This is a genomic window from Pseudomonas sp. BAY1663 (genome assembly GCF_000582595.1).
Lineage (GTDB): Bacteria > Pseudomonadota > Gammaproteobacteria > Pseudomonadales > Pseudomonadaceae > Stutzerimonas > Stutzerimonas stutzeri_AF.
Genome location: NZ_AZSV01000079.1, coordinates 1 through 19,873, shown reverse-complemented (window position 1 = coordinate 19,873; position 19,873 = coordinate 1). Strand labels below are relative to the sequence as shown.

At 66.6% G+C, this 19,873-nt stretch carries 15 protein-coding genes, 1 tRNA gene and 4 pseudogenes; 7 read left to right on the top strand and 13 right to left on the bottom strand.

Translation table 11 applies throughout. The annotated features are described in order from the left end of the window. Nucleotides 1–102 precede the first annotated feature (102 nt). Nucleotides 103–1,209, bottom strand: coding sequence for a TRAP transporter substrate-binding protein (locus BAY1663_RS18205; RefSeq protein WP_037043416.1), 1,107 nt, complete (start codon nucleotides 1,207–1,209; stop codon nucleotides 103–105). 292 nt (nucleotides 1,210–1,501) lie between these two features. Between BAY1663_RS18205 and BAY1663_RS18200 the strand changes: the two are divergent. The 3 genes and pseudogenes from BAY1663_RS18200 (at nucleotide 1,502) to BAY1663_RS18190 (ending at nucleotide 4,722) form a co-directional block, all read left to right on the top strand. Next, nucleotides 1,502–2,046 (top strand): annotated as a pseudogene (locus tag BAY1663_RS18200) (TRAP transporter small permease subunit). Further along, nucleotides 2,039–3,415, top strand: coding sequence for a TRAP transporter large permease subunit (locus BAY1663_RS18195; protein WP_037043413.1), 1,377 nt, complete (start codon nucleotides 2,039–2,041; stop codon nucleotides 3,413–3,415). Before BAY1663_RS18200 ends, BAY1663_RS18195 begins: the two are co-directional and overlap by 8 nt. 92 nt (nucleotides 3,416–3,507) lie before the next feature. Beyond that, nucleotides 3,508–4,722 carry a methyltransferase gene (locus BAY1663_RS18190; protein ID WP_037043410.1) on the top strand — a complete coding sequence of 405 codons (1,215 nt, stop codon included), beginning with the start codon at nucleotides 3,508–3,510 and terminating at the stop codon, nucleotides 4,720–4,722. A gap of 63 nt (nucleotides 4,723–4,785) precedes the next feature. Here the strand turns inward: BAY1663_RS18190 and BAY1663_RS18185 are convergent, their stop codons facing one another. After that, nucleotides 4,786–5,475 (bottom strand): DUF3313 domain-containing protein, encoded by a 690-nt coding sequence (locus tag BAY1663_RS18185; protein ID WP_051497181.1) that lies wholly within the window; start codon nucleotides 5,473–5,475, stop codon nucleotides 4,786–4,788. 314 nt (nucleotides 5,476–5,789) lie between these two features. On the opposite strand from BAY1663_RS18185, the gene BAY1663_RS18180 reads away from it, so the two are divergent. Continuing rightward, nucleotides 5,790–5,865 (top strand) — tRNA-Thr (locus BAY1663_RS18180). 67 nt (nucleotides 5,866–5,932) lie between these two features. Here the strand turns inward: BAY1663_RS18180 and BAY1663_RS18175 are convergent. The 11 genes and pseudogenes from BAY1663_RS18175 to BAY1663_RS18125 form a co-directional block, all read right to left on the bottom strand. Further along, nucleotides 5,933–6,148: a molybdopterin-binding protein gene (locus tag BAY1663_RS18175; protein WP_037043407.1), complete on the bottom strand. Its 216-nt coding sequence runs from the start codon at nucleotides 6,146–6,148 to the stop codon at nucleotides 5,933–5,935. Between the two features lie 32 nt (nucleotides 6,149–6,180). Next, nucleotides 6,181–6,981: an aliphatic sulfonates ABC transporter ATP-binding protein gene (gene ssuB, locus BAY1663_RS18170; RefSeq protein ID WP_037043404.1), complete on the bottom strand. Its 801-nt coding sequence runs from the start codon at nucleotides 6,979–6,981 to the stop codon at nucleotides 6,181–6,183. After that, the gene (ssuC, locus tag BAY1663_RS18165) at nucleotides 6,978–7,769 is read right to left on the bottom strand and encodes an aliphatic sulfonate ABC transporter permease SsuC (protein WP_128576386.1); all 792 of its coding nucleotides are present in this window, start codon (nucleotides 7,767–7,769) and stop codon (nucleotides 6,978–6,980) included. The genes ssuB and ssuC overlap by 4 nt, the downstream gene beginning before the upstream one ends. A 271-nt stretch (nucleotides 7,770–8,040) precedes the next feature. Next, complete coding sequence (ssuD, locus tag BAY1663_RS18160; RefSeq protein WP_037043402.1) at nucleotides 8,041–9,189, bottom strand: FMNH2-dependent alkanesulfonate monooxygenase; 1,149 nt, start codon at nucleotides 9,187–9,189, stop codon at nucleotides 8,041–8,043. A gap of 67 nt (nucleotides 9,190–9,256) precedes the next feature. Continuing rightward, a pseudogene (locus tag BAY1663_RS18155) lies at nucleotides 9,257–10,236 on the bottom strand (sulfonate ABC transporter substrate-binding protein). A 130-nt stretch (nucleotides 10,237–10,366) separates the two neighbouring features. Continuing rightward, nucleotides 10,367–10,960 carry an NADPH-dependent FMN reductase gene (gene ssuE, locus BAY1663_RS18150; RefSeq protein ID WP_037043399.1) on the bottom strand — a complete coding sequence of 198 codons (594 nt, stop codon included), beginning with the start codon at nucleotides 10,958–10,960 and terminating at the stop codon, nucleotides 10,367–10,369. A 21-nt stretch (nucleotides 10,961–10,981) separates the two neighbouring features. Then, nucleotides 10,982–11,620 carry a peroxiredoxin gene (locus BAY1663_RS18145; RefSeq protein WP_037043397.1) on the bottom strand — a complete coding sequence of 213 codons (639 nt, stop codon included), beginning with the start codon at nucleotides 11,618–11,620 and terminating at the stop codon, nucleotides 10,982–10,984. A gap of 200 nt (nucleotides 11,621–11,820) precedes the next feature. After that, entirely contained in the window at nucleotides 11,821–12,546 is a 726-nt protein-coding gene (locus tag BAY1663_RS18140; protein WP_037043395.1) for an ABC transporter ATP-binding protein, read from the bottom strand. 2 nt (nucleotides 12,547–12,548) lie between these two features. Beyond that, nucleotides 12,549–13,373 carry an ABC transporter permease gene (locus tag BAY1663_RS18135; protein ID WP_037043392.1) on the bottom strand — a complete coding sequence of 275 codons (825 nt, stop codon included), beginning with the start codon at nucleotides 13,371–13,373 and terminating at the stop codon, nucleotides 12,549–12,551. A 3-nt stretch (nucleotides 13,374–13,376) separates the two neighbouring features. Then, nucleotides 13,377–14,368, bottom strand: a pseudogene (locus BAY1663_RS18130) (aliphatic sulfonate ABC transporter substrate-binding protein). A gap of 77 nt (nucleotides 14,369–14,445) precedes the next feature. Next, nucleotides 14,446–15,762 (bottom strand): OprD family porin, encoded by a 1,317-nt coding sequence (locus BAY1663_RS18125; protein WP_037043390.1) that lies wholly within the window; start codon nucleotides 15,760–15,762, stop codon nucleotides 14,446–14,448. Nucleotides 15,763–16,146: 384 nt separating this feature from the next. On the opposite strand from BAY1663_RS18125, the gene BAY1663_RS18120 reads away from it, so the two are divergent. The 3 genes and pseudogenes from BAY1663_RS18120 to BAY1663_RS18110 all read left to right on the top strand — a co-directional run bounded on the left by BAY1663_RS18120 (nucleotide 16,147) and on the right by BAY1663_RS18110 (nucleotide 19,765). Further along, on the top strand, nucleotides 16,147–17,106 hold the full coding sequence (locus tag BAY1663_RS18120) for an aliphatic sulfonate ABC transporter substrate-binding protein (protein WP_037043389.1): 960 nt from the start codon (nucleotides 16,147–16,149) through the stop codon (nucleotides 17,104–17,106). Then, nucleotides 17,103–18,331: pseudogene (locus BAY1663_RS18115) on the top strand (acyl-CoA dehydrogenase family protein). The gene BAY1663_RS18120 and the pseudogene BAY1663_RS18115 overlap by 4 nt, the downstream one beginning before the upstream one ends. Before the next feature lie 174 nt (nucleotides 18,332–18,505). Further along, nucleotides 18,506–19,765: an SfnB family sulfur acquisition oxidoreductase gene (locus tag BAY1663_RS18110; RefSeq protein ID WP_037043387.1), complete on the top strand. Its 1,260-nt coding sequence runs from the start codon at nucleotides 18,506–18,508 to the stop codon at nucleotides 19,763–19,765. Nucleotides 19,766–19,873: the final 108 nt, after the last annotated feature.

The window sequence follows — 19,873 nt, the reverse complement described above, 5'->3', positions numbered from 1 at the left end:
CCAGTCCGGTGTCAATCCTTGCTTCCCCAAGAAAGCGCGATGAACCACAAAAAAAAACGCCACCGCGTTTCCGGGGTGGCGTTCGTTCATCCGGACCGGCTATCACCCGCGGATGTTGTAGATGTCCTTCTCGTTCAGTTCGGCGTACTCGTACAGCCGCTTGAGATAGGCACTCTGCTGCTCCCAGACCTTGGACGCCACCGGATCGGCCTTGGCCGAGGCATCGACCACTTCGGCCGCCACTTCCTTCAGCCGCGCCAGCACTTCATCGGGCAACCGGCGTACCTCGACACCCTGCTCGCGCAGCTGCTCCAGCGCCTCCATGTTCTTGGCGTTGTAGTCGTCGAGCATGTCGCCGTTGACGTCGCGGGCCGCGGCGCGAACGATGGCCTTGAGGTCATCGGGCAGGGTTTCCCAGGCCTTGAGGTTGACGTCCAGCTCGAAGGTGACGTTCGGCTCCTGCCAGCCCGGGGTGTAGTAGTACTTGGATGCCTTGTGCAGTCCCAGGGCCAGGTCGTTGTACGGCCCGATCCACTCGGTGGCGTCGATGGCGCCGGTCTGCAGGGCGGTGAAGATCTCACCGGCCGGCATGTTGACCACAGTGCCGCCCATCTTGGTCAGCACCTCGCCGCCCAGGCCCGGGGTGCGCATCTTCAGGCCCCGGAAGTCGTCGACCGAGTTGATTTCCTTGTTGAACCAGCCGGCGGTCTGCACACCGGTGGCGCCGCAGGCCATCGGCAACACGCCGTAGGGCTTGTAGACCTCTTCCCACAACTGCATGCCGCCACCACGGTGCAGCCAGGCATTCATTTCCTGGGCGTTGGGGCCGAACGGCAGGGCGCAGAAGAATTGCGCCGCCGGCACCTTGCCCTTCCAGTAATAGGGCGCGCCATGGCCCATTTCCGCCGTACCGCGCGAGACCGCATCGAACACTTCGAGCGCCGGAACCAGTTCGCCGGCCGCATAGACCTTGACCTTCAGCCGGCCGCCACTCATTTCGTTGACCAGGCTGGCGAAGCGCTCGGCTCCGACGCCGACGCCCGGGAAGTTCTTCGGCCAGGAGGTGACCATCTTCCAGTTGAACGTTTGCTGTTCGCTGGCCTGCTTGCTTTCGCCTGCGGCCGACTTCTCGCTCTTGTCGTTGCAGCCGGCCAGCGCGGTAGCGGCCAGGCCTACGCCAGCGGCGGTGAGAATGTCACGACGTTTCATGCGGTACTCCTTGTTGTTTGTTTTTTTATTACGCGACGGCAAGGCTACGCTTTGCCGGGGGTCGATGCACTTTCGTTCCGAATGAAGCCTGCGGGCGGAAGCGATTGCACAGGCTTGCCGGCGAAACATATCCCGGGATGCGCGTGCATTTCCGGGCTCATGTAACATTAGAAGCTCCAGCGCCTCAAGCCTAGACCATGCGCTAAAAGTCGTAGGCCGATTGCTGCGACGCGCCAGTGCTGCAAGAATCGCTGTCTCCCGCCAACCTTGCGTCTACAAGAAGGACTAATAAATGTCCCAGAGCCCCCCGCCCCTGCTGCGCGTGGCCGGCCTCATCGATGCGCTCAACATGCGCCTCGGCCAGCTGTGTGCCTGGATCACCCTGTTTCTCGTCATCGGCACAGCCATCGTGGTGATACTGCGCTACGGCTTCGGCATCGGCGCCATCGCCTTGCAGGAGGCGGTCATGTACGGCCACGCCCTGGTGTTCATGGGCGCCGCCGCTTGGACCCTGCAGCGCAACGGCCATGTCCGTGTCGACATCTTCTATCAGAAGTTCAGCCCTCGCCGGCAGGCGACCATCGACGGCCTCGGGCATCTGCTGTTTCTGATCCCGGTCTGCCTGTTCATCGCGTGGAACAGCTGGGATTACGTGAGCAGCTCCTGGGCCACCCGCGAAGGCTCCAACGAATCCGGCGGGCTCAAGTTCGTCTTCCTGCAGAAGAGCATCATCCTGCTGCTGGTAGCAGCCTGGCCCTGCAGGCGCTTTCCGACCTGATCAAGACCGGCTACCGCCTCGCCGGCCGTCTGCCGGAAGCGGAGGTGAAGCATGGCTGAAATGATGGCTATCGCGCTGTTCGTCAGCATCTGCTTCGCCCTGATGTCGGGCTACCCGGTGGCCTTCACCCTGGGCGGCATGGCGCTGCTGTTCGCCGGCATCGGCGTGGTCACCGGGACCTTCGACGTCGGCTTCCTGCACGCGCTGCCCAACCGCATCTTCGGCATCATGAACAACCAGACGATGCTGGCGGTGCCGCTGTTCGTCTTCATGGGCGTGATGCTGGAGAAATCCCGGGTCGCCGAAGACCTGCTGGAATCCATGTCACGGCTGTTCGGCACCCTGCGCGGCGGCCTGGCGATCTCGGTCTGCGTGGTCGGCGCGCTGCTCGCCGCCAGCACCGGCATCGTCGGCGCCACCGTGGTAACCATGGGCCTGCTGGCGCTGCCGACCATGCTGCGCCGCGGCTACGATCCGGCCATCGCCACCGGCACCCTGGCCGCCACCGGCACCCTCGGCCAGATCATCCCGCCATCGATCATCCTGGTCCTGCTCGGCGACGTGATGTCCAGCGCCTTCCAGCAGGCGCAGCTGAGGATGGGCATCTTCTCGCCGAAGACCGTCTCGGTCGGCGACCTGTTCGTCGGCGCGCTGGTTCCCGGCCTGGTGCTGGTCAGCCTGTACATCCTCTACCTGATCGTGATCGCGATTTTCCAGCCGAAAAAACTGCCGGCCCTGCCGCAGGAAGAGCTGGGCCCGATCGAATGGGGCAAGCTGTTCGGCGCCCTGATCCCGCCGCTGGTGCTCATCGCAGCGGTGCTCGGCTCGATCCTCGCCGGCTACGCCACGCCCACCGAGGCCGCGGCCATCGGCGCGCTGGGTGCCACCGTGCTGTCGATCGCCAAGCGCCAGTTGAGCTTCACCCAGCTCAAGGAGGCGGCCTTCGGGACCACCGAGATCACCTCGATGGTGTTCCTGATCCTCATCGGCGCCTCGCTGTTCTCCCTGGTATTCCGGGGCTTCGGCGGTGAAATACTGATCGAAGACGCCCTGCATTCGTTGCCTGGCGGGGTGCTCGGCGCCTTCCTGGTGGTGATGCTGGTCATCTTCCTGCTCGGCTTCATCCTCGACTTCATCGAGATCATCTTCGTGGTGGTCCCGATCGTCGGCCCGATCCTGCTGGCCATGGGCCTGGACCCGATCTGGCTCGGCGTGATGTTCGCCATCAACCTGCAAACCTCCTTCCTCACGCCACCCTTCGGCTTCTCGCTGTTCTACCTGCGCGGCGTGACGCCCCGCAGCGTACCGACCAGCGTCATGTACAAAGGCGTGCTGCCATTCATCCTGATCCAGATCGGCATGCTGGTGGTCGCGTACATCTGGCCCGACATCGTCACCTGGCTGCCGGAGCAGGTATACGGCAAGTAACCGCGCACCGACGCCCGTCCACGACGGGCGTCGTGCTTCCTGCACCGCGCATCCCGCTACAATCGGCTCCCGTCCGCACGTTCACTCGCACCATGTCCGCCTCTGCCCTGCTTGAGCGCTTCCACGCACTGGACCGCTTCCTCGTCGAACACCAGCCGCTCTGGCGCCCGCGCCCGTTCGTCAGCCACGTGCTGCCCTGGGAAAACGTCCATGCGCAACTCGCGGCCTGGCTGCGCCAGCGCTCGCTGGCCGATGCCGAAGCCGCGCATACCCGCCCGGCCATGCTGGCGGCGCCAGCACCGTTCCCGCAGCTGGCCGAGAGCGCCAGCCGCCTGAGCCATATCGAAGCGCTGCCCGCCCATGAACGGGCGGCCGCCGACAGCCGCCAAAGCGTCGATGTGCCCGGGCGCAAATGGCTGCAGATCCAGGCCTTCGCCGCCCGCCTGCAATTTCACCAGAAGCCCCGTCACTGGCTGGACTGGTGCGCCGGCAAGGGGCATCTCGGCCGTCAGCTGGCCCGCGACGGCACGGCGCTGACCTGCCTGGAATGGGATCGCGCGCTGGTCGAGGACGGCGCCCGGTTGAGCGCGCGGCTCGGCATCGCCGCCAGCCATCGATGCCAGGACGTGCTCGCCGAAGATGCCGCGCAGTGCGTGCAGGCAGGCCACACCCCCGTCGTACTGCATGCCTGCGGCGATCTCCATGTACGGCTGTTGCAGCTGGCCATCGACAAGCAATGCCGGCAACTCGCCGTGGCCCCCTGCTGCTACAACCGTACCCGCGCCGTGCGCTACACGCCGCTGTCGCGCGCGGCGAAGGCCTCGTCGCTGGTGCTGTCACGCGACGACCTGGGCCTGCCGCTGAGCGAAACCGTCACCGCCGGGGCCCGTGACCGGCGCAACCGCGACCAGTCGATGGCCTGGCGCCTGGGCTTCGATATCCTCCAGCGCCGCCTGCGCGGGCAGGACGACTACCTGCCGACGCCCTCGCTGCCCAGCGCCTGGCTGAAGAAAGACTTCGAGCGCTACTGCCGCGACCTGGCCGACCTGAAGCAGCTGCCACCTCCCGGCAACGAAGACTGGCCACAACTGGAACGCGCCGGCTGGCAGCGCCTGGCCGAAGTGCGCAACCTGGAGCTGCTGCGCGGCCTGTTCCGCCGCCCGCTGGAACTCTGGCTGCTGCTCGACCGCGCCCTGCTGCTGGAGGAACACGGCTACCAAGTCCGCCTCGGCAGCTTCTGCCCGAGCGAGCTGACGCCGCGCAACCTATTGCTGCTGGCCGAGCGCGGCATCCCAGCCGAAATGTGAAGCGGCCCCAGCAAGCAAGCGCAAGTGCCCGCCCGCGCCGGTGCGGAACGGCAGCCCTGTGATTCACTTCCCGCGGACGTATTTGCGCACATCCTCGGAGGCGCCAGTCGTCCACGCATCGACCAAGGGGCGAAGCTGCGACTGCTGGACGCCGCCCTGACCGTCATCCGCCTTCGAGATCCGTTCGCCGGTTCCGCCGCGCACGGCTGCGTACAGAAGATCCCCCGACTGGCTGTCCATGACGTGCGTTTCTACGGCAACCGCTGCCTCACGCGGCCTGCCGCCGTCCAGTGCCGCCTTGGCGCCGGTCAGGACCAGGGCAATGGGAATGTATTGGTAGGCCTTGAGCGCTTCGGACTCGGCCCCGACTGCGGTGATGGCGACACGCATACGGGCGACGCCCGGCCCCGCGCGATCGACCAGCTGAACCTGCTGCCCGATCTTGCTGCGCAACGACTGGTCAATTGCATTGCGGATCTGCGTCAGCGTTTGCATCGAGACATCGTCGGTCGGCTTGGGATCGGGATAGAACACGACCGGATCGAGCCACACCGCATCGTACCTGGCAGGCGTGAACGCCGGATTCACGTACACCTGACGGGAGCCGCCATCCGCAGTGGATTCCTGCTTCAGCTGCGAGTAGTCCGGCAGGAAGCCCGACCCCGTGGAAGGCGTCGATGTCGAACAGGCCGACGCCAGAAGCGTCGCCGACAGACAAAGCAGAGCCGTATGCAGTGTTTTTTTGGTATTCATTGTTCTGTTCCTTGCTAGGAGAGAATCCTGAGATCGGGCGGGCTTTCTAGAAACGAATCGCCAAGCCTGCCATTGGGCCTTTTTGCACAACGTCGAATTCGAACCCCTCTTTTTTATAGTCCACGCCCACGGCTGATACCCGCGCCCGATGCCCGCATCCCAATCGGTTCACGACACGAAGTGGCGGCGGCATCAACGGTCTGTCTTGCCGTCATGCGCAGCAGCAGCGGGGGGTGGGCGGAAGGCGGCAGCTGAAGCGGTACATCCACCGGTTTACAGGGCTAGGCCAATCGTTATAATGGCGCCCCTCTTATGCCGGTATAGCTCAGCTGGTAGAGCAACTGACTTGTAATCAGTAGGTCCCGGGTTCGACTCCTGGTGCCGGCACCATCAAATACAAACGACAAAGGCCCGCGTGAGCGGGCCTTTGTCGTTTTCGGGCATATCGAACGCCTGCTTAGAGCTTGGCGATCGAGACCTCGGTGGATTTGACGAAGGCGATCACCTCGCTGCCGACGCCCAGTTCCAGCTCTTTCACCGAGCGCGTGGTGATCACCGACGTGACGATGCCGGCGGCGGTCTGCACGTCGATTTCCGACAGCACGTCGCCGATGACGATGCCCTCGATGGTGCCTTTGAACTGGTTGCGCACGTTGATGGCTTTGATGGTCATGGTATTTCTCCTAGGGTCGAAATTAGCTGCTTTTAAAGCGCCCAACGTAACTGCGTGGGCAAGGGTGATACGGGATCGGCCTGTGCCGGCAGCGCCGGGCGTTGCAGGACGCGGTCGAGCACTTCGGCTTCCAGCGCGGCCAGGTGCGCCGAGCCGCGGTGCCGCGGGCGCGCCAGATCGACCGGCAGGTCGAGGCCGATGCGACCGTCCTCGATGAGGATCACCCGGTCGGCCACCGCCACCGCCTCGGCCACGTCGTGGGTCACCAGCAGCACGGTGAAGCCGTGCTGCTGCCAGAGGCGCTCGATCAGTTGCTGCATCTCGATACGGGTCAGCGCATCCAGCGCGCCGAGCGGTTCGTCGAGCAGCAACAGGCGCGGCTGGTGGATCAGCGCGCGGGCCAGCGCCACGCGCTGTTTCTGCCCACCGGACAAGGCCGCCGGCCACTCGTTGGCCCGGTCGGCCAGGCCGACCGCGGCCAGTGCCTCGCGCGCCTTGGGTCGCCAGTCGCCGGCAAGGCCCAGGCCGACGTTGTCGATCACCCGTTTCCAGGGCAGCAGGCGGGCATCCTGGAACATCAGCCGGGTGTCGTCGCGGGCGGCGGACAGCGGAACGTTGCCGGCCAGCAAGGCACCCCGGCTCGGCTGGTCGAGGCCGGCCAGCAGGCGCAACAGGGTGCTCTTGCCGCAGCCACTGCGACCGACCACGGCGACGAACTGGCCGGCCGGGATGTGCAGGTCGATGCCCCGGAGCACTTCGCGCTCGCCGAAGGCCTTGCCGATGCCTTCGATGACCAGCGGGATGCCCTGGCGAATGCTGTGCAGCGCGGTCATTGCGCACCTCCCTGGGTCTGGTAGGCCGGGTGCCAGCGCAGCCAGACGCGCTCCAGCCCGCGGGCGGCGACGTCGGCCAGCTTGCCGAGCACGGCGTAGAGCAGGATCGCCAGCACCACGACGTCGGTCTGCAGGAATTCACGGGCGTTCATCGCCAGGTAGCCGATGCCGGAGCTGGCAGAAATGGTCTCGGCGACGATCAGCGTCAGCCACATGAAGCCGAGGGCGAAGCGCACGCCGACCAGGATCGACGGCAGCGCGCCGGGCAGGATCACCTGGCGGAACAGGGCGAAGCCGGACAGCCCGTAGCTGCGCGCCATCTCCACCAGCGCCGGGTCGACGTTGCGGATGCCGTGATAGGTGTTCAGGTAGATCGGGAACAGCGTGCCGAGGGCGACCAGGAAGACCTTCGCGCTCTCGTCGATGCCGAACCAGAGGATCACCAGCGGGATCAGCGCCAGGTGCGGCACGTTGCGGATCATCTGCACCGAACTGTCGAGCAGGCGCTCGCCCCATGTCGACAGGCCGGTGATGAAGCCCAGCAGCAGGCCGAGGCCGCCGCCGATGGCGAAGCCGACGCCGGCGCGCCAGCCACTGATGGCTAGGTGCGTCCAGATATCGCCGCTGGCCAGCAAGTCCCAGCCGGCCGCGAGCACGGCGCTGGGCGCCGGCAGAATGCGCGTGGACAGCAGCCCGAAGACCACCGCCCCTTGCCAGGCCGCCAGCAGCGCCACCGGCAAGGCCCAGGGCGCCAGGCGCAGGGCGAGGTTTTTGATCGTGATACTCATGCCCTACCTCGAATCATCGTTTGGTCTACCGGACAGAGCACCAATCGGTGCCTGCCTTCCTCGATAAGTGGCCACATCCCTGCGGCCTCGTGCGCTCCTGCGTTTACGTGCGCCATGCGCAACCCGACCATTCCAGGTCCGTAGGGTGGAAAACTCGCGCAGCGATTTTCCACGCGTACTGGACATCGGCTCCGTGTCAGTCCCGACGCTCCTCCGCGTGGATGGCTTCGGCCATCCACCCTACGTCTGGCCGGATGTTCTACATGGAGCGTCAGCCGGCGACCGCTGCCTTCGGCAGGATGTCGCTAGAGATCATTTCGCCGAACGGGCTGACGTAACCGCGGCTTTCCGGACGGTGCGGCTGGGCGATGTCCAGGTGCGGGAACAGCAGCTCGGCGACGCGGTAGCTCTCTTCCAGGTGCGGGTAGCCGGAGAAGACGAAGGTATCGATGCCGAGATCGGCGTACTCCCTGACCCGCGCGGCTACGGTCGGGCCATCGCCGACCAGCGCGGTTCCGGCGCCACCGCGCACCAGGCCGACCCCGGCCCAGAGGTTCGGTGCGACCACCAATCGATCACGGCGGCCGCCATGCAGTGCGGCCATGCGCTGCTGGCCGACCGAGTCGAAACGTGCCAGCGAGGCTTGGGCCCTGGCGATGGTTTCGTCATCCAGGTGGCTGATCAGACGGTCGGCGGCGGCCCAGGCTTCTTCGTTGGTTTCGCGCACGATCACGTGTAGACGAATGCCGAAACGCACCGTGCGACCCTGCCTGGCGGCGCGGGCGCGCACGTCGGCGATCTTCTCGGCCACCGCTTCCAGCGGCTCGCCCCAGGTCAGGTACAGTTCCACCTGTTCGGCGGCCAGCTCGTGGGCCGCCTCGGAAGAGCCGCCGAAGTACAGCGGCGGACGCGGCTGCTGGATCGGCGGATAGAGCAGCTTGGCGCCCTTGACCTGGATGTGCTTGCCGGCGTAGTCGACCGTCTCGCCTTCCAGCACCCGGCGCCAGATGCGGGTGAATTCGACGGCCGCTTCGTAGCGTTCTGCATGGCTCAGATTGAGGCCGTCGGCCGCCAGTTCGTCCGGGTCGCCGCCGGTGACCAGGTTGAACAGTGCGCGGCCGTTGGACAGCCGGTCCAGGGTCGCCGCCTGGCGCGCCGCCACGGTCGGCGAGATGATGCCCGGGCGCAGGGCGACGAGGAATTTCAGCCGCTGCGTCAGCGGGATCAGCGAGGCGGCGACCAGCCAGGAGTCCTCGCAGGAGCGCCCGGTGGGAATCAGTACGCCGCCGTAGCCGAGGCGATCGGCCGCCTGGGCGACCTGGCCGAGGTAACCATGGTCGACGGCGCGGGCGCCTTCGGCGGTGCCCAGGTAATGGCCATCACCATGGGTGGGCAGGAACCAGAAGATATTCAGACTCATATGATGCTCCGTGTCGGTCGGTATGGCGCGCCGCCGGGCGCCGCGCCGGGAACGGTGGGCGCAGCCGTCATTCGGCGTGCTGGGCGATACCCTTCGGCGGCGTCCAGACGACGTCGGCGATGGCCAGTTTTTCGGAATCAGCCTGAGCTCGGTGAAGGTGTCGGCGATGGCCTGCTGCGCGCGCACCACGGCCGGATCGATCGGCCGGGCGCCATAGCCTGGCGGACCACCGCCTTGCGGGTGATCGTGGGGGACAGGCCGAGCAGCGGCGCCACTTGCGCGGTCGCCTCGTCGACGTTGCCTTCGACCAGTGGCCGATGTCGCGGATCTCGTCGATCAGCGTGGCGACGACCGCGGGGTGGCGTTCGGCGAACGGCCGCGCGGCGAGATAGAACTGGTGGTTGCTGACCAGGCCCTGGCCATCGCGCAGCGTGCGCGCCTGCAGCTGCTCCTCGGCGGCGGCCTGGAAGGGGTCCCAGATCACCCAGCGTCGACGCTGCCGCGTTCGAACGCGGCACGCGCATCGGCCGGCGGCAGGTAGACCGGCTGGATGTCGGCGTATTCCAGCCCGGCCGACTCCAGCGCGCGCACCAGCAGGTAGTGCACGTTGGAGCCCTTGTTGAGGGCGATCTTCTTGCCCTTGAGCTCGGCCAGCGAGCGGATCGGCGAGTCCTTGGGCAGCAGGATCGCCTCGCCGCTGGGTGCCGGCGGCTCGTGGGCGACGTAGAGCAGGTCGGCGCCGGCCGCCTGGGCGAACACCGGCGGGGTTTCGCCGGTCACGCCGAAGTCGATGGAGCCGACGTTGAGCCCCTCGAGCAACTGCGGGCCACCGGGAAACTCGGTCCACTGCACGGTAAAGCCCTGCCCGGCCAGGCGCTTCTCCAGCGTGCCGCGGGCCTTGAGCAGCACCAGGGTGCCGTATTTCTGATAACCGATACGCAGGACCGATTCCTGCTGCGTTTGGGCCTGGGCCCGGGCGATGGCGCCGAAGGAAATGGCCGCCGTGAGCAGGGCGACCAGTCCTCGACGCAAGGTGTTGGTGCGCATGGCACTCTCCTTTGCAGTCTGGATATGGAATTACGGCCTGCTTGCCCGTTGGCGGGCGAGTGAGACTGTAGAAACCGCCGCGAGGCGGGCGTTACGTGTAGCCCGGTGGCATCCGGGAATACGGGTAGGGTCAGATGCTCCAGCGTGCGGCGGCCAGCCGTTCGTGCAGCAACTGGGGATCGAGCGGCTGCGGCCGGCGCGCCAGTGCGGCCTGCAACTGCTGCAACGCTTCGACCAGCCGCGCCTGCAGCTCGGGCGCCAGGCTGGCCGGGTGTTGCGCGTCGGCATAGCTGATCTGCGTATCGACCGCATAGACGCCGTGCAGCATCTCCTGGGCCTTGAGCGCGGCGAGCACCGGCTTGAGCGCATAATCCACCGCCAGCATGTGCGCGACACTGCCGCCGGAGGCGATCGGCAGCACCACCTTGTGCGCCAGGGCGCGCTCGGGCAGCAGGTCCAGCAGCGCCTTCAGCGCACCGGAAAACGACGCCTTGTAGACCGGCGTGGCGATCAGCAGGCCGTCGGCCAGCGCGACGTGCTCGATCAGTTGCCGCACCAGCGGGCTGTCGAAACGGGCATGCAGCAGATCGCTGGCATCGAAGTCGCGGATGCCATAGCTCACCACGTCGATGCCGCGCTCGCGCAGCCAGTCGCCGGCGACGTCCAGCAGCACACCGGAGCGCGAACGCTGGCCGGGGCTACCGGCGAGAGAAACGACCAACATGAAAGGCTTCCTTCTACTCGATCAACGATTGGGCTGCGGGGTCAGGCGCAGGTAGGGCTTCACCGCGCGGTAGCCCTTCGGGAAGCGTTGCCTGATCTCGTCCTCGTCCTTGAGCGACGGCACGATCACCACCTCGTCGCCGTCCTGCCAGTTGGCCGGGGTGGCGACCTTGTGCTCGTCGGTCAACTGCAGCGAATCGATCACCCGCAGGATCTCGTGGAAATTGCGCCCGGTGCTGGCCGGGTAGGTGATGGTCAGGCGCACCTTCTTGTTCGGGTCGATGACGAACAGCGAGCGCACCGTCAGGGTATCGCTGGCATTGGGGTGGATCAGGTCGTAGAGCTCGGAGACCTTGCGGTCGGCATCGGCCAGGATGGGGAAGTTGACGCGGGTGTTCTGCGTCTCGTTGATGTCGTCGATCCACTTGACGTGCGAGTCCACCGGGTCCACCGACAGGGCGATGGCCTTGACACGGCGCTTGGCGAACTCGTCTTTCAGCTTGGCGGTGAAGCCGAGCTCGGTGGTGCACACCGGGGTGAAGTCGGCCGGGTGCGAGAACAGCACACCCCAGCTGTCGCCGAGCCACTCGTGGAAACGGATGCGGCCTTCGCTGGAGTCCTGTTCGAAATCGGGGGCGATGTCGCCGAGGCGGATACTCATGGTGCTGCTCCTTGGGGTTGTCCGAGGCGCCACTATGCGGGCAAAGCATCTAAATGAAAAAGAATAGATAATGATTTGTTTATTTCTTAATTGAATAAGACATAACGAAAGGCGTCCCTCGACGAATCAACGACGGCGGATCAAAAAAAAAAACCGAGCCATCGGGCCCGGAAAAAGGTTGCCACTCTCGAGGAGTAGGGTTACAGCACGTGCGACTGGTACAGCTCGGTCAGCGCCTCGCCGCGCAGCGAGGCCAGCTGTGGCGAGCGACGATCCCTTGGATGCGGCAAGGCCACGACCAGTTCGCGCTGCAGGCGGCTCGGCGTGCCGCCGAGGATCAGCACGCGGTCGCTGAGGTAGAAGGCTTCGTCGAGGTCATGGGTGACCAGCAGCACGGCGATTTCGTAGCGGGCGGCCAGTTCGGCGGTCAGGTCCTGCAGCTTCATGCGGGTGAACGCGTCCACCGCGCTGAATGGCTCGTCGAGCAGCAGCACCTGCGGCCGGCCGTAGAGGCCGCGGGCGATCACCGCGCGCTGGGCCTGGCCGCCGGAGAGCTGCTTGGGCAGGGCCTCGGCATGGGCGCCGAGCCCCACGTCGGCGAGCAACTGGCGCACCCAGGCCTGCTCGGCGCGCCCGCCGGCGGCGAAGCCGACGTTCTGCGCCACGCTGAGCCAGGGCATTAGCCGCGGTTCCTGGAACACCACGCCGACGCCATTGCCGGGCTGCAGCTGCGAACTCAGGCTCAGCTCGCCGCGAAAGTCGCGGTCGAGGCCGGCGGCGATGCGCAGCAGCGTGCTCTTGCCGCAGCCGCTGGGACCCAGCAGGCTGACCACCTCGCCGGGCGCCAGGCTCAGGCTGACGTCGTCGAGCACCGGCAGGTCGACGTAGGCCTTGTGAATGTGTTTCAACTCGAGCAATGCGCTCATCGTCAGCCCTCCCCGCCCTGGTAGCTGTCGCGCCAGCGCAGCGCGCGGGTTTCCCAGTGCTTGAGCAGGCTGTCGCTGAGCTTGCCGAGCAGCGCCAGCAGCAGGATGGCGGCGATCACCAGATCCGGCCGCGAGGTTTCCCGGCCATCGCTGAGCAGGTAGCCGAGGCCGCGGGTGGCGGCGATCAGTTCGGCGGCGACGAGGAACATCCAGCTCAGGCTCAGGGCGCCGCGCAGGCCGGTGAACAGATTGGGCAGCGCCGCCGGCAGCAGGATGCGCCGCACCAGCGTCAGCGGTTCGAGGTGGTAGAGCTGGCCGACTTCGACCAGCTTGCGGTCGACGTTGCGGATGCCGGCGAGCAGCGCCAGGTAGACCGGGAAGAAGGCGCCGAGCGCGATCAGGACGATCTTCGGCGTTTCGTCGATACCCAGCCAGAGCAGCAGCAGCGGCACCCAGGCCAGGCTGGGGATCGCCCGCAGGGCCTGGAAGGTCGGCTCCAGGTAGGCCTCGGCGCGGCGGCTGAGGCCGACCCAGGTGCCGATGGCGATGGCCAGCGCGGCGCCGATCAGGAAACCGGCCGCGACCCGCAGCAGACTGGCCTGCAGGTGCCGCCACAGCTCGCCGCTCTGCGCCAGCGCGTAGAGGGTCTGCGCCACCTGGCTGGGCGCCGGCATCTGGTGCGCGGGCAATACGCCGCTGCGCACCAGAGTTTCCAGCAGAGCCAGGAGCAGCAGGGGCACCACCCAACCGCGCAGGTCGGTCAGTGCCGGCCGCCAGCCGGGGAGCCGTTCAGCCCAGCGACCGATGACGAGGTTGAGCGCGCCCATCGGTCAGTCCCCCGCCTTGGCCACGTTGCTGCCAATCACCTGAGCGGCCAGTTGCGGCTGGATCAGTTGGTCGACCACCTGAGCGACGTCGGTACCCGGACGCACCAGTTGCTCGTCGAGCAGGATGGGTGCGGCGGCTTTCAGCGCCTTGATGTGTTCGGCGCCCGGCTGCGGATTGCTGAAGTCGGTGCGTGACAGCTGCAGCTTGGCCACTTCCAGCGGCAGCTTGGCTTCGTCGGCGAGCAACTGGGCCAGGGCATCGGGGTTGGCGATGGCCCACTGACGCGCCTGCTCGTAGGCGGCGATCACCTGCTTGATCAGCTCGGGCTGCTGCTTGGCGAAGGTCTCGGTGACGCTGAGCACGCTGTAGCTGTTGAAGTCGCGGTTACGGTACAGCAGGCGCGAGCCGGCCTGCAGCTCGCTGGAGGCCATCAGCGGATCGAGCCCGGCCCAGGCATCGACGTCGCCGCGCTCCAGGGCGACCCGGCCGTCCGGATGCTGCAGGTGGACGATCTCCACGGCGTTCTTGTCCAAGCCGGCCCGCTGCAGGCTCTGCAGCAGGAACAGGAAGGGATCGGTGCCCTTGGTGGCGGCGACCTTCCTGCCCCTGAGGTCCTCGAGGGTCTCGATCGGCGAATCCTTGGGCACCACCAACGCGGTCCATTCCGGGCGGCTGGCGACGTAGACGGTCTTGATCGGCGCGCCGTTAGCGCGGCTGAGCACGGCGGCCAGGCCGGCGGTGGAGGCGAAATCGGTGCTGCCGCCGTTGAGGTATTCCAGCGAGCGGTTGCTGCCCTGGCTGAACACCCACTTGACGGCGATGCCTGGGGTTCGAGGGCCTTTTCCAGCAGCCCCTGCTGCTTGAGCACCAGGCTGGTGGGAGCGTAGTAGGCATAGTCCAGGCGCACTTCCCCGGAAGGCGCGGCCTGTACGGAAACGGGTAGCCAGGCGGCGAACAACGCAGCAAGGCCGAGGCGCAAGGCATTCTTTTTCATAATCATCTCCTCGATCGGATGAAACACCTTCCGGCCCGTTGGCGGGCCGGTCAGGAGATGGGTACGCCAGGGGCGTGTTACAGCAGAGTCAGGCTGTAGGTCAGGTACAGACGGTTCTCGTCCAGATCGGTGGTGACGTTGCCGCGCTGGCTGGCGTTACGCCAGGACAGCCCCAGGCCCTTGAGCGGACCGTCCTGCAGGGTATAGTCCAGGCGGAAGTCGCGCTCCCACTCCTTCAGGTCGTCATCGGCCGAATCGACGTTGTCGCCCTTGAGGTAGGCCACGCTGGCCTTCAGCCCCGGGACGCCCAGCTTGGCGAAGTCGTAGCCGTACTCGGCCACCCAGGTGCGCTCACCGGCGCTGAGGAACTTGCCGATCTGGCGGTCGGTGATCAGGTAGGCCGTGGCACCACCGCCCTGGTCGAGGAAGGGGAAGGCGCTATCGCCTTCGACCTGCTGGTAGCCCAGGCTGGCAAAGTGGCCGCCCAGGGTATAGGTGAACAGGGCGCTCCAGGTCTGGTTGTCGACTTCGCCCAGCGTCACGCCGTTGCCGTAGTAGCCGTTACTGGTATAGCCCTGGGCGCGACCGGCGACGCTGCCGTTCTTGCCGTCGGAATCGCTGTCGAAATAGCGCAGGTCAGTTTTCAGCGAGCCCGGGCCAATGGCCCAGTTGTGCACCAGGCCCAGGAAGTGCTGTTTGTAGAAGTCTTCCAGGTTGCCGTAGTAGTACTGCAGCGTCAGGTCCTTGGTAGCCTTCCAGTCGCCGCCGGCGAAGTAGAACTTGTTGGTATCGGCATCGCCGCTGGCGCCACCGATACGCAGACCGATGTCATCGGTGGAACTGCGGGTCTTGGTGCTTTCCAACTGGCCGGCGGTCAAGGTCAGGCCGTCGATCTCGCTGGAGGTGACCTGGCCGCCCTCGAAGGTCTGAGGCAGCAGGCGGCCGTCGTTGTAGTTCACCACCGGCAGCTTCGGCAGCAGGGTACCGATGCGCGCCTCGGTCCTGGACAGGCGTACCTTGGCGGTCACCCCGGCCTTGCTGTAGTCGTCCACGGCGCTGTTGTCGCTGTCCAGCGGGAACAGCTGGCCCGGCGTGCGCTCACGACCGGCCTTGGAGCTGGAACCACCGGAGTCCAGCTTCACGCCCAGCAGGCCGATGGCATCCAGGCCGAAGCCGACGGTGCCCTCGGTGAAGCCGGAGCTGTAGTTGAAGATGAAGCCCTGCCCCCACTCGGACACTTCGGCATTGTTGTTGGGGGTGTTCTTGGCGTCACGATCGAAATAGAGGTTGCGCAAGCCAAGCGTGGCCTTGCTGTCCTCGATGAAACCGGCGGCGCTGGCTTGCTGGGCGAGAATGCCGAAGGCGACGGCCAGGGCGAGTGTGGATCGGTTCATGCTTGTGCTCCAGATGCATTGCTGTTGTGTGGTGTGGCAACTGCACTGGGGCTCGAGCGAAACGGTGCATGCATGCGCCGGATCAGCGGTGTCTTCTCAAGCCCCAGGTACGGGCCCGATGCGGCGGTCCGCTGTCGGCTACGGGCAAATTTACGGGAGAATGACTAATCCCCAAAAAGAATTGTTTTTTACTTTGTAATTCCTAAAAAGAATAAAAGCATTTCATTCGATTCCCTCTAAGAAAATTCCCAAAAGTTATTGGATTTGCTTTTTTTAGATCGGATAGCTTCCACACACCGGATCACCGGACTACCCATTCCTATTGCAGTAGTACGTGATCCGGCCCTGCGCATGGCGGCCGGCGCGTCAATATCGAGGCCTGTCATGTTTCCCATCCGTTTTTCCCGTAACGCCGTGCTCGCCATCGGCCTTGCCGCCGGACTGCTCGGCGCCTCGATCACCGAGGCGGCCACCCCGCTGCGCATCGGTTACCAGAAGTCTTCGACGCTGATCAGCCTGCTCAAGAGCCAGGGCACGCTGGAGCGCGCCCTCGCGGAGCAGGACGTGCAGATCAGCTGGCACGAATTCCCCAACGGCCAGCCGCTGCTCGAAGCGCTGAACGTCGGCAACATCGACCTCTCCGCCGACGTCGCCGACACCGTGCCGGTATTCGCCCAGGCGGCCGGCGCCCAGCTCGCCTATTTCGCCCAAGAAGCGCCGTCGCCCAGCGCCCAGGCGATCCTGGTCCGCGAAGACTCGCCGGTCAAAAGCCTGGCCGACCTCAAGGGCAAGAAGATCGCCGTGACCAAGGCCGCCGGGGTGCATTACCTGCTGATCGCCGCCCTGGAGCAGGCCGGGCTGAAATTCAGCGACATCGAGCCGGCCTACCTGACGCCGGCCGATGGCCGCGCCGCCTTCGAGAACCGCAAGGTGGACGCCTGGGTCACCTGGGAGCCCTTCCTCAGCGGCGCCCAGCAGCAATTGCCCACCCGCATCCTCAGCGACGGCAAGGGCTTGGCCGACTACCAGCGCTACTACCTGACCAGCGCCACGTTCGCCGAACGTCATCCCGAGGTGTTGCAGACCGTGTTCGCCGAACTGGTCAAGACCGGCGACTGGCTGCGCGCCAACCCGCGCCAGGCTGCCGAAGTGCTCGGCCCGCTGTGGGGCAACCTCGACCCAGCCATCATCGAGCAGGCCAACGCCAAGCGCAGCTACCGGGTGCGCCTGGTGGCGCCGGACAGCCTCGGCGAACAGCAGAAGATCGCCGATGCCTTCTTCGGCGCCGGCCTGCTGCCCAAATCGGTGGACGCACACAACGTGAGCATCTGGAGCCCAAAATGAGCGCCGAGGCTAGCCTGTATCCCAGCCTGCGTGACGAACCGCTGTTCGCCGCGCACCTGTTCCCCGCCGATTTCGGCAGCCGCACGGCCAAGGTCGAGCGCTTGGCCCGACACCTGGCGGCCAGCGCGGTCGAGCGTGACCGCCAGGGCGGCAGTCCACGCGCCGAGCGCGAGCTGCTGCGCGACAGCGGCCTACTGACCCTGGCCGTGCCCCAGCAGTACGGCGGCCAGGGCCTGGCCTGGCCGGAGATCTACCGCATCGTCCGCTACCTGGCGGCGGTGGACAGTTCGCTGGCCCACCTGTTCGCCTTCCAGCACCTGCAGGTGGCGACCCTTCTGCTCTTCGGCAGCCCCGAGCAGCAGCGCCACTGGCTGACCCGCACCGTTCAGGAACGCTGGTTCTGGGGCAACGCCACCAACGGCCGCGACAACGGCCTGGTGTTGAGCCGCCGCGAGGAACACTACGAGCTCGACGGCAGCAAGTCGTTCTGCTCCGGCGCGCTGGGCGCCGACGCCCTGGTGATCAGCGCGCCACGCGGCAGGAACGCCGAGGACCGGGTATTCATCATCCTGCCCGGCCAGCGCGATGGCCTGAGCATCAACGAGGACTGGGACGGCTTCGGCCAGCGCCAGACCGACAGCGGCACCATCCAGTTCGAGCAGGTGTTCGTCGGCAGCGGCGAACTGCTCGGCCCGGTCGGCCCCAGCCCGCGCACCACGCTGCGTGCCTGCCTGTCGCAGTTGATCCTCACCCAGCTCTACCTGGGCAACGCCCAGGGCGCGCTGGACGCGGCGCTGCGTTATACCCGCGAGCAGGGCCGGCCCTGGCCGTCCTCGGGCGTGGCACAGGCCAGCGACGATCCGTTCATCCAGCAACGCTACGGCGAACTCTGGCTGCGTTACCGCAGCGCCCTGCCGCTGGCCGAACAGGCCGCCCAGCGGCTGCAGGCGGCCTGGGAAAAACCGGCGCTGACCGCCGCCGAGCGTGCCGAGGTGGCCCTGGCCATCAGCGAGGCCAAGGTGGTGGCCGTGCGCGCCGCGCTGGACATCACCAGCCAGATCTTCGACGCATGGGTGCCCGCGCCACCAGCTCGCGCTACGGCTTCGACCGCTTCTGGCGCAACGTGCGCGTGCACAGTCTGCACGACCCCATCGACTACAAGGTGCGCGACCTCGGCCACTGGCTGCTCAGCGGCCAGGGCCCGGCACCGTCGCTGTACAGCTGAAACGCAAGCTGCAAGTGATCAGTGTGCGGGCCGAGACCCCAAGCTCGCCCGTTCTTTCCTTGTGGCGCAAATACGGTATATGCAACCGGACCACCGGAGCCCAGCCCTTTTTCACGCCGCTCCGGTACTCGTCTTCAGGGTGCCCGTCGCGCGCATTCCGAAGACGAGGTTCGTATGACCCTGAAGGAAAACGTCCTGGAAGCCGACCCGCTGCTATCGGCATCGGACCAGGATATCGCTCCGCCGCTGCTTCCCGCGCGCATCCTGCGCAGCGACGCCGAGGCTCTGCAGGCGGCCCACGCGCTGGCCGAGGCCGCCCGCGAGCAGGTCGTCCTGCGCGACCGCGAACGCAAGCTGCCGTGGGCGCTGGTCGAGCAATTCACCGCCAGCGGCCTCGGCAGCCTGTCCATTCCCCGCGAATTCGGCGGGCCCCAGCTGTCCTTCGTGACCATCGCCGACGTGTTCCGGATCATCAGCGCCGTCGATCCGGCGCTCGGGCAGATCCCGCAGAACCAGTACGGCGTCATCGGCCTGCTGCAGGCCTGCGCCGGTGCGCAGCAGCGCCAACGGCTGTATCGCACGGTGCTGCAGGGCTGGCGCATCGGTAATGCCGGGCCGGAGCGCAACAGCAAGCACACCCTGGACATCCGCGCGCACCTGGAACGCGACGGCGAGCGCCATTTCATCAGCGGCGAGAAGTTCTATTCCACCGGCGCCCTGTTCGCCCACTGGATCGCCGCCAAGGCGCTGGACGACCAGGGCCGGCCGGTGCTGGCCTTCATCCAGCGCGGCCGCGAGGGCCTGCGCATCGTCAACGACTGGTCCGGTTTCGGCCAGCGCACCACTGCCAGCGGCACGGTGCTGCTCGACCGGGTCGAGGTGGATGCCGACAACCTGATTCCACTCGCGCAACTGGCCGAACGCCCGAGCATCCAGGGCGCCAGCTCGCAGCTGATCCAGGCCGCCATCGATGCCGGCATCGCCGCCGGCGCGCTGCGCGATGCGATCGCCTTCGTCCGCGAGAAGTCGCGCCCCTGGATCGACGCCAACGTCGAACGCGCCAGCGACGACCCCTATGTGATCGCCGACGTCGGCCGCCTGCAGATCGACCTGCACGCCGCCGAAACGCTACTGCGCAAGGCCGGCCGGGTGCTCGACGAGGTCAGCGCCGGGCCCATCGACGCCGATGCCGCGGCGCGCGCCTCGATCGCCGTCGCCGAAGCCAAGGCGCTGACCACCGAGATCGCCCTGCAGGCCAGCGAGAAACTGCTGGAGCTGGCCGGCAGCCGCGCCACCCTGGCCGAATTCGGCCTGGACCGGCACTGGCGCAATGCGCGCACCCACACCCTGCACGACCCGGTGCGCTGGAAGTACCACGCGGTCGGCGCCTATCACCTCAATGGCAGCAAGCCCGCCCGCCACTCCTGGATCTGAACCATGAACGCACCCCTGACCCATACCGTCGCGCTGATCCGCGACGACGCCGAGGCCCTGGCGGTCGCCGAGACGCTGGCCCAGGCGTTCCGCCCCGGCGCCGCCGGG

Excerpts from the sequence above, each read along its gene's own strand:
- BAY1663_RS18205 (WP_037043416.1), bottom strand. The coding sequence starts at position 1,209 with ATGAAACGTCGTGACATTCTCACCGCCGCTGGCGTAGGCCTGGCCGCT.
- BAY1663_RS18195 (WP_037043413.1), top strand. The coding sequence starts at position 2,039 with ATGGCTGAAATGATGGCTATCGCGCTGTTCGTCAGCATCTGCTTCGCC.
- BAY1663_RS18190 (WP_037043410.1), top strand. The coding sequence starts at position 3,508 with ATGTCCGCCTCTGCCCTGCTTGAGCGCTTCCACGCACTGGACCGCTTC.
- BAY1663_RS18185 (WP_051497181.1), bottom strand. The coding sequence starts at position 5,475 with ATGAATACCAAAAAAACACTGCATACGGCTCTGCTTTGTCTGTCGGCG.
- BAY1663_RS18175 (WP_037043407.1), bottom strand. The coding sequence starts at position 6,148 with ATGACCATCAAAGCCATCAACGTGCGCAACCAGTTCAAAGGCACCATC.
- ssuB (WP_037043404.1), bottom strand. The coding sequence starts at position 6,981 with ATGACCGCGCTGCACAGCATTCGCCAGGGCATCCCGCTGGTCATCGAA.
- ssuC (WP_128576386.1), bottom strand. The coding sequence starts at position 7,769 with ATGAGTATCACGATCAAAAACCTCGCCCTGCGCCTGGCGCCCTGGGCC.
- ssuD (WP_037043402.1), bottom strand. The coding sequence starts at position 9,189 with ATGAGTCTGAATATCTTCTGGTTCCTGCCCACCCATGGTGATGGCCAT.
- ssuE (WP_037043399.1), bottom strand. The coding sequence starts at position 10,960 with ATGTTGGTCGTTTCTCTCGCCGGTAGCCCCGGCCAGCGTTCGCGCTCC.
- BAY1663_RS18145 (WP_037043397.1), bottom strand. The coding sequence starts at position 11,620 with ATGAGTATCCGCCTCGGCGACATCGCCCCCGATTTCGAACAGGACTCC.
- BAY1663_RS18140 (WP_037043395.1), bottom strand. The coding sequence starts at position 12,546 with ATGAGCGCATTGCTCGAGTTGAAACACATTCACAAGGCCTACGTCGAC.
- BAY1663_RS18135 (WP_037043392.1), bottom strand. The coding sequence starts at position 13,373 with ATGGGCGCGCTCAACCTCGTCATCGGTCGCTGGGCTGAACGGCTCCCC.
- BAY1663_RS18125 (WP_037043390.1), bottom strand. The coding sequence starts at position 15,762 with ATGAACCGATCCACACTCGCCCTGGCCGTCGCCTTCGGCATTCTCGCC.
- BAY1663_RS18120 (WP_037043389.1), top strand. The coding sequence starts at position 16,147 with ATGTTTCCCATCCGTTTTTCCCGTAACGCCGTGCTCGCCATCGGCCTT.
- BAY1663_RS18110 (WP_037043387.1), top strand. The coding sequence starts at position 18,506 with ATGACCCTGAAGGAAAACGTCCTGGAAGCCGACCCGCTGCTATCGGCA.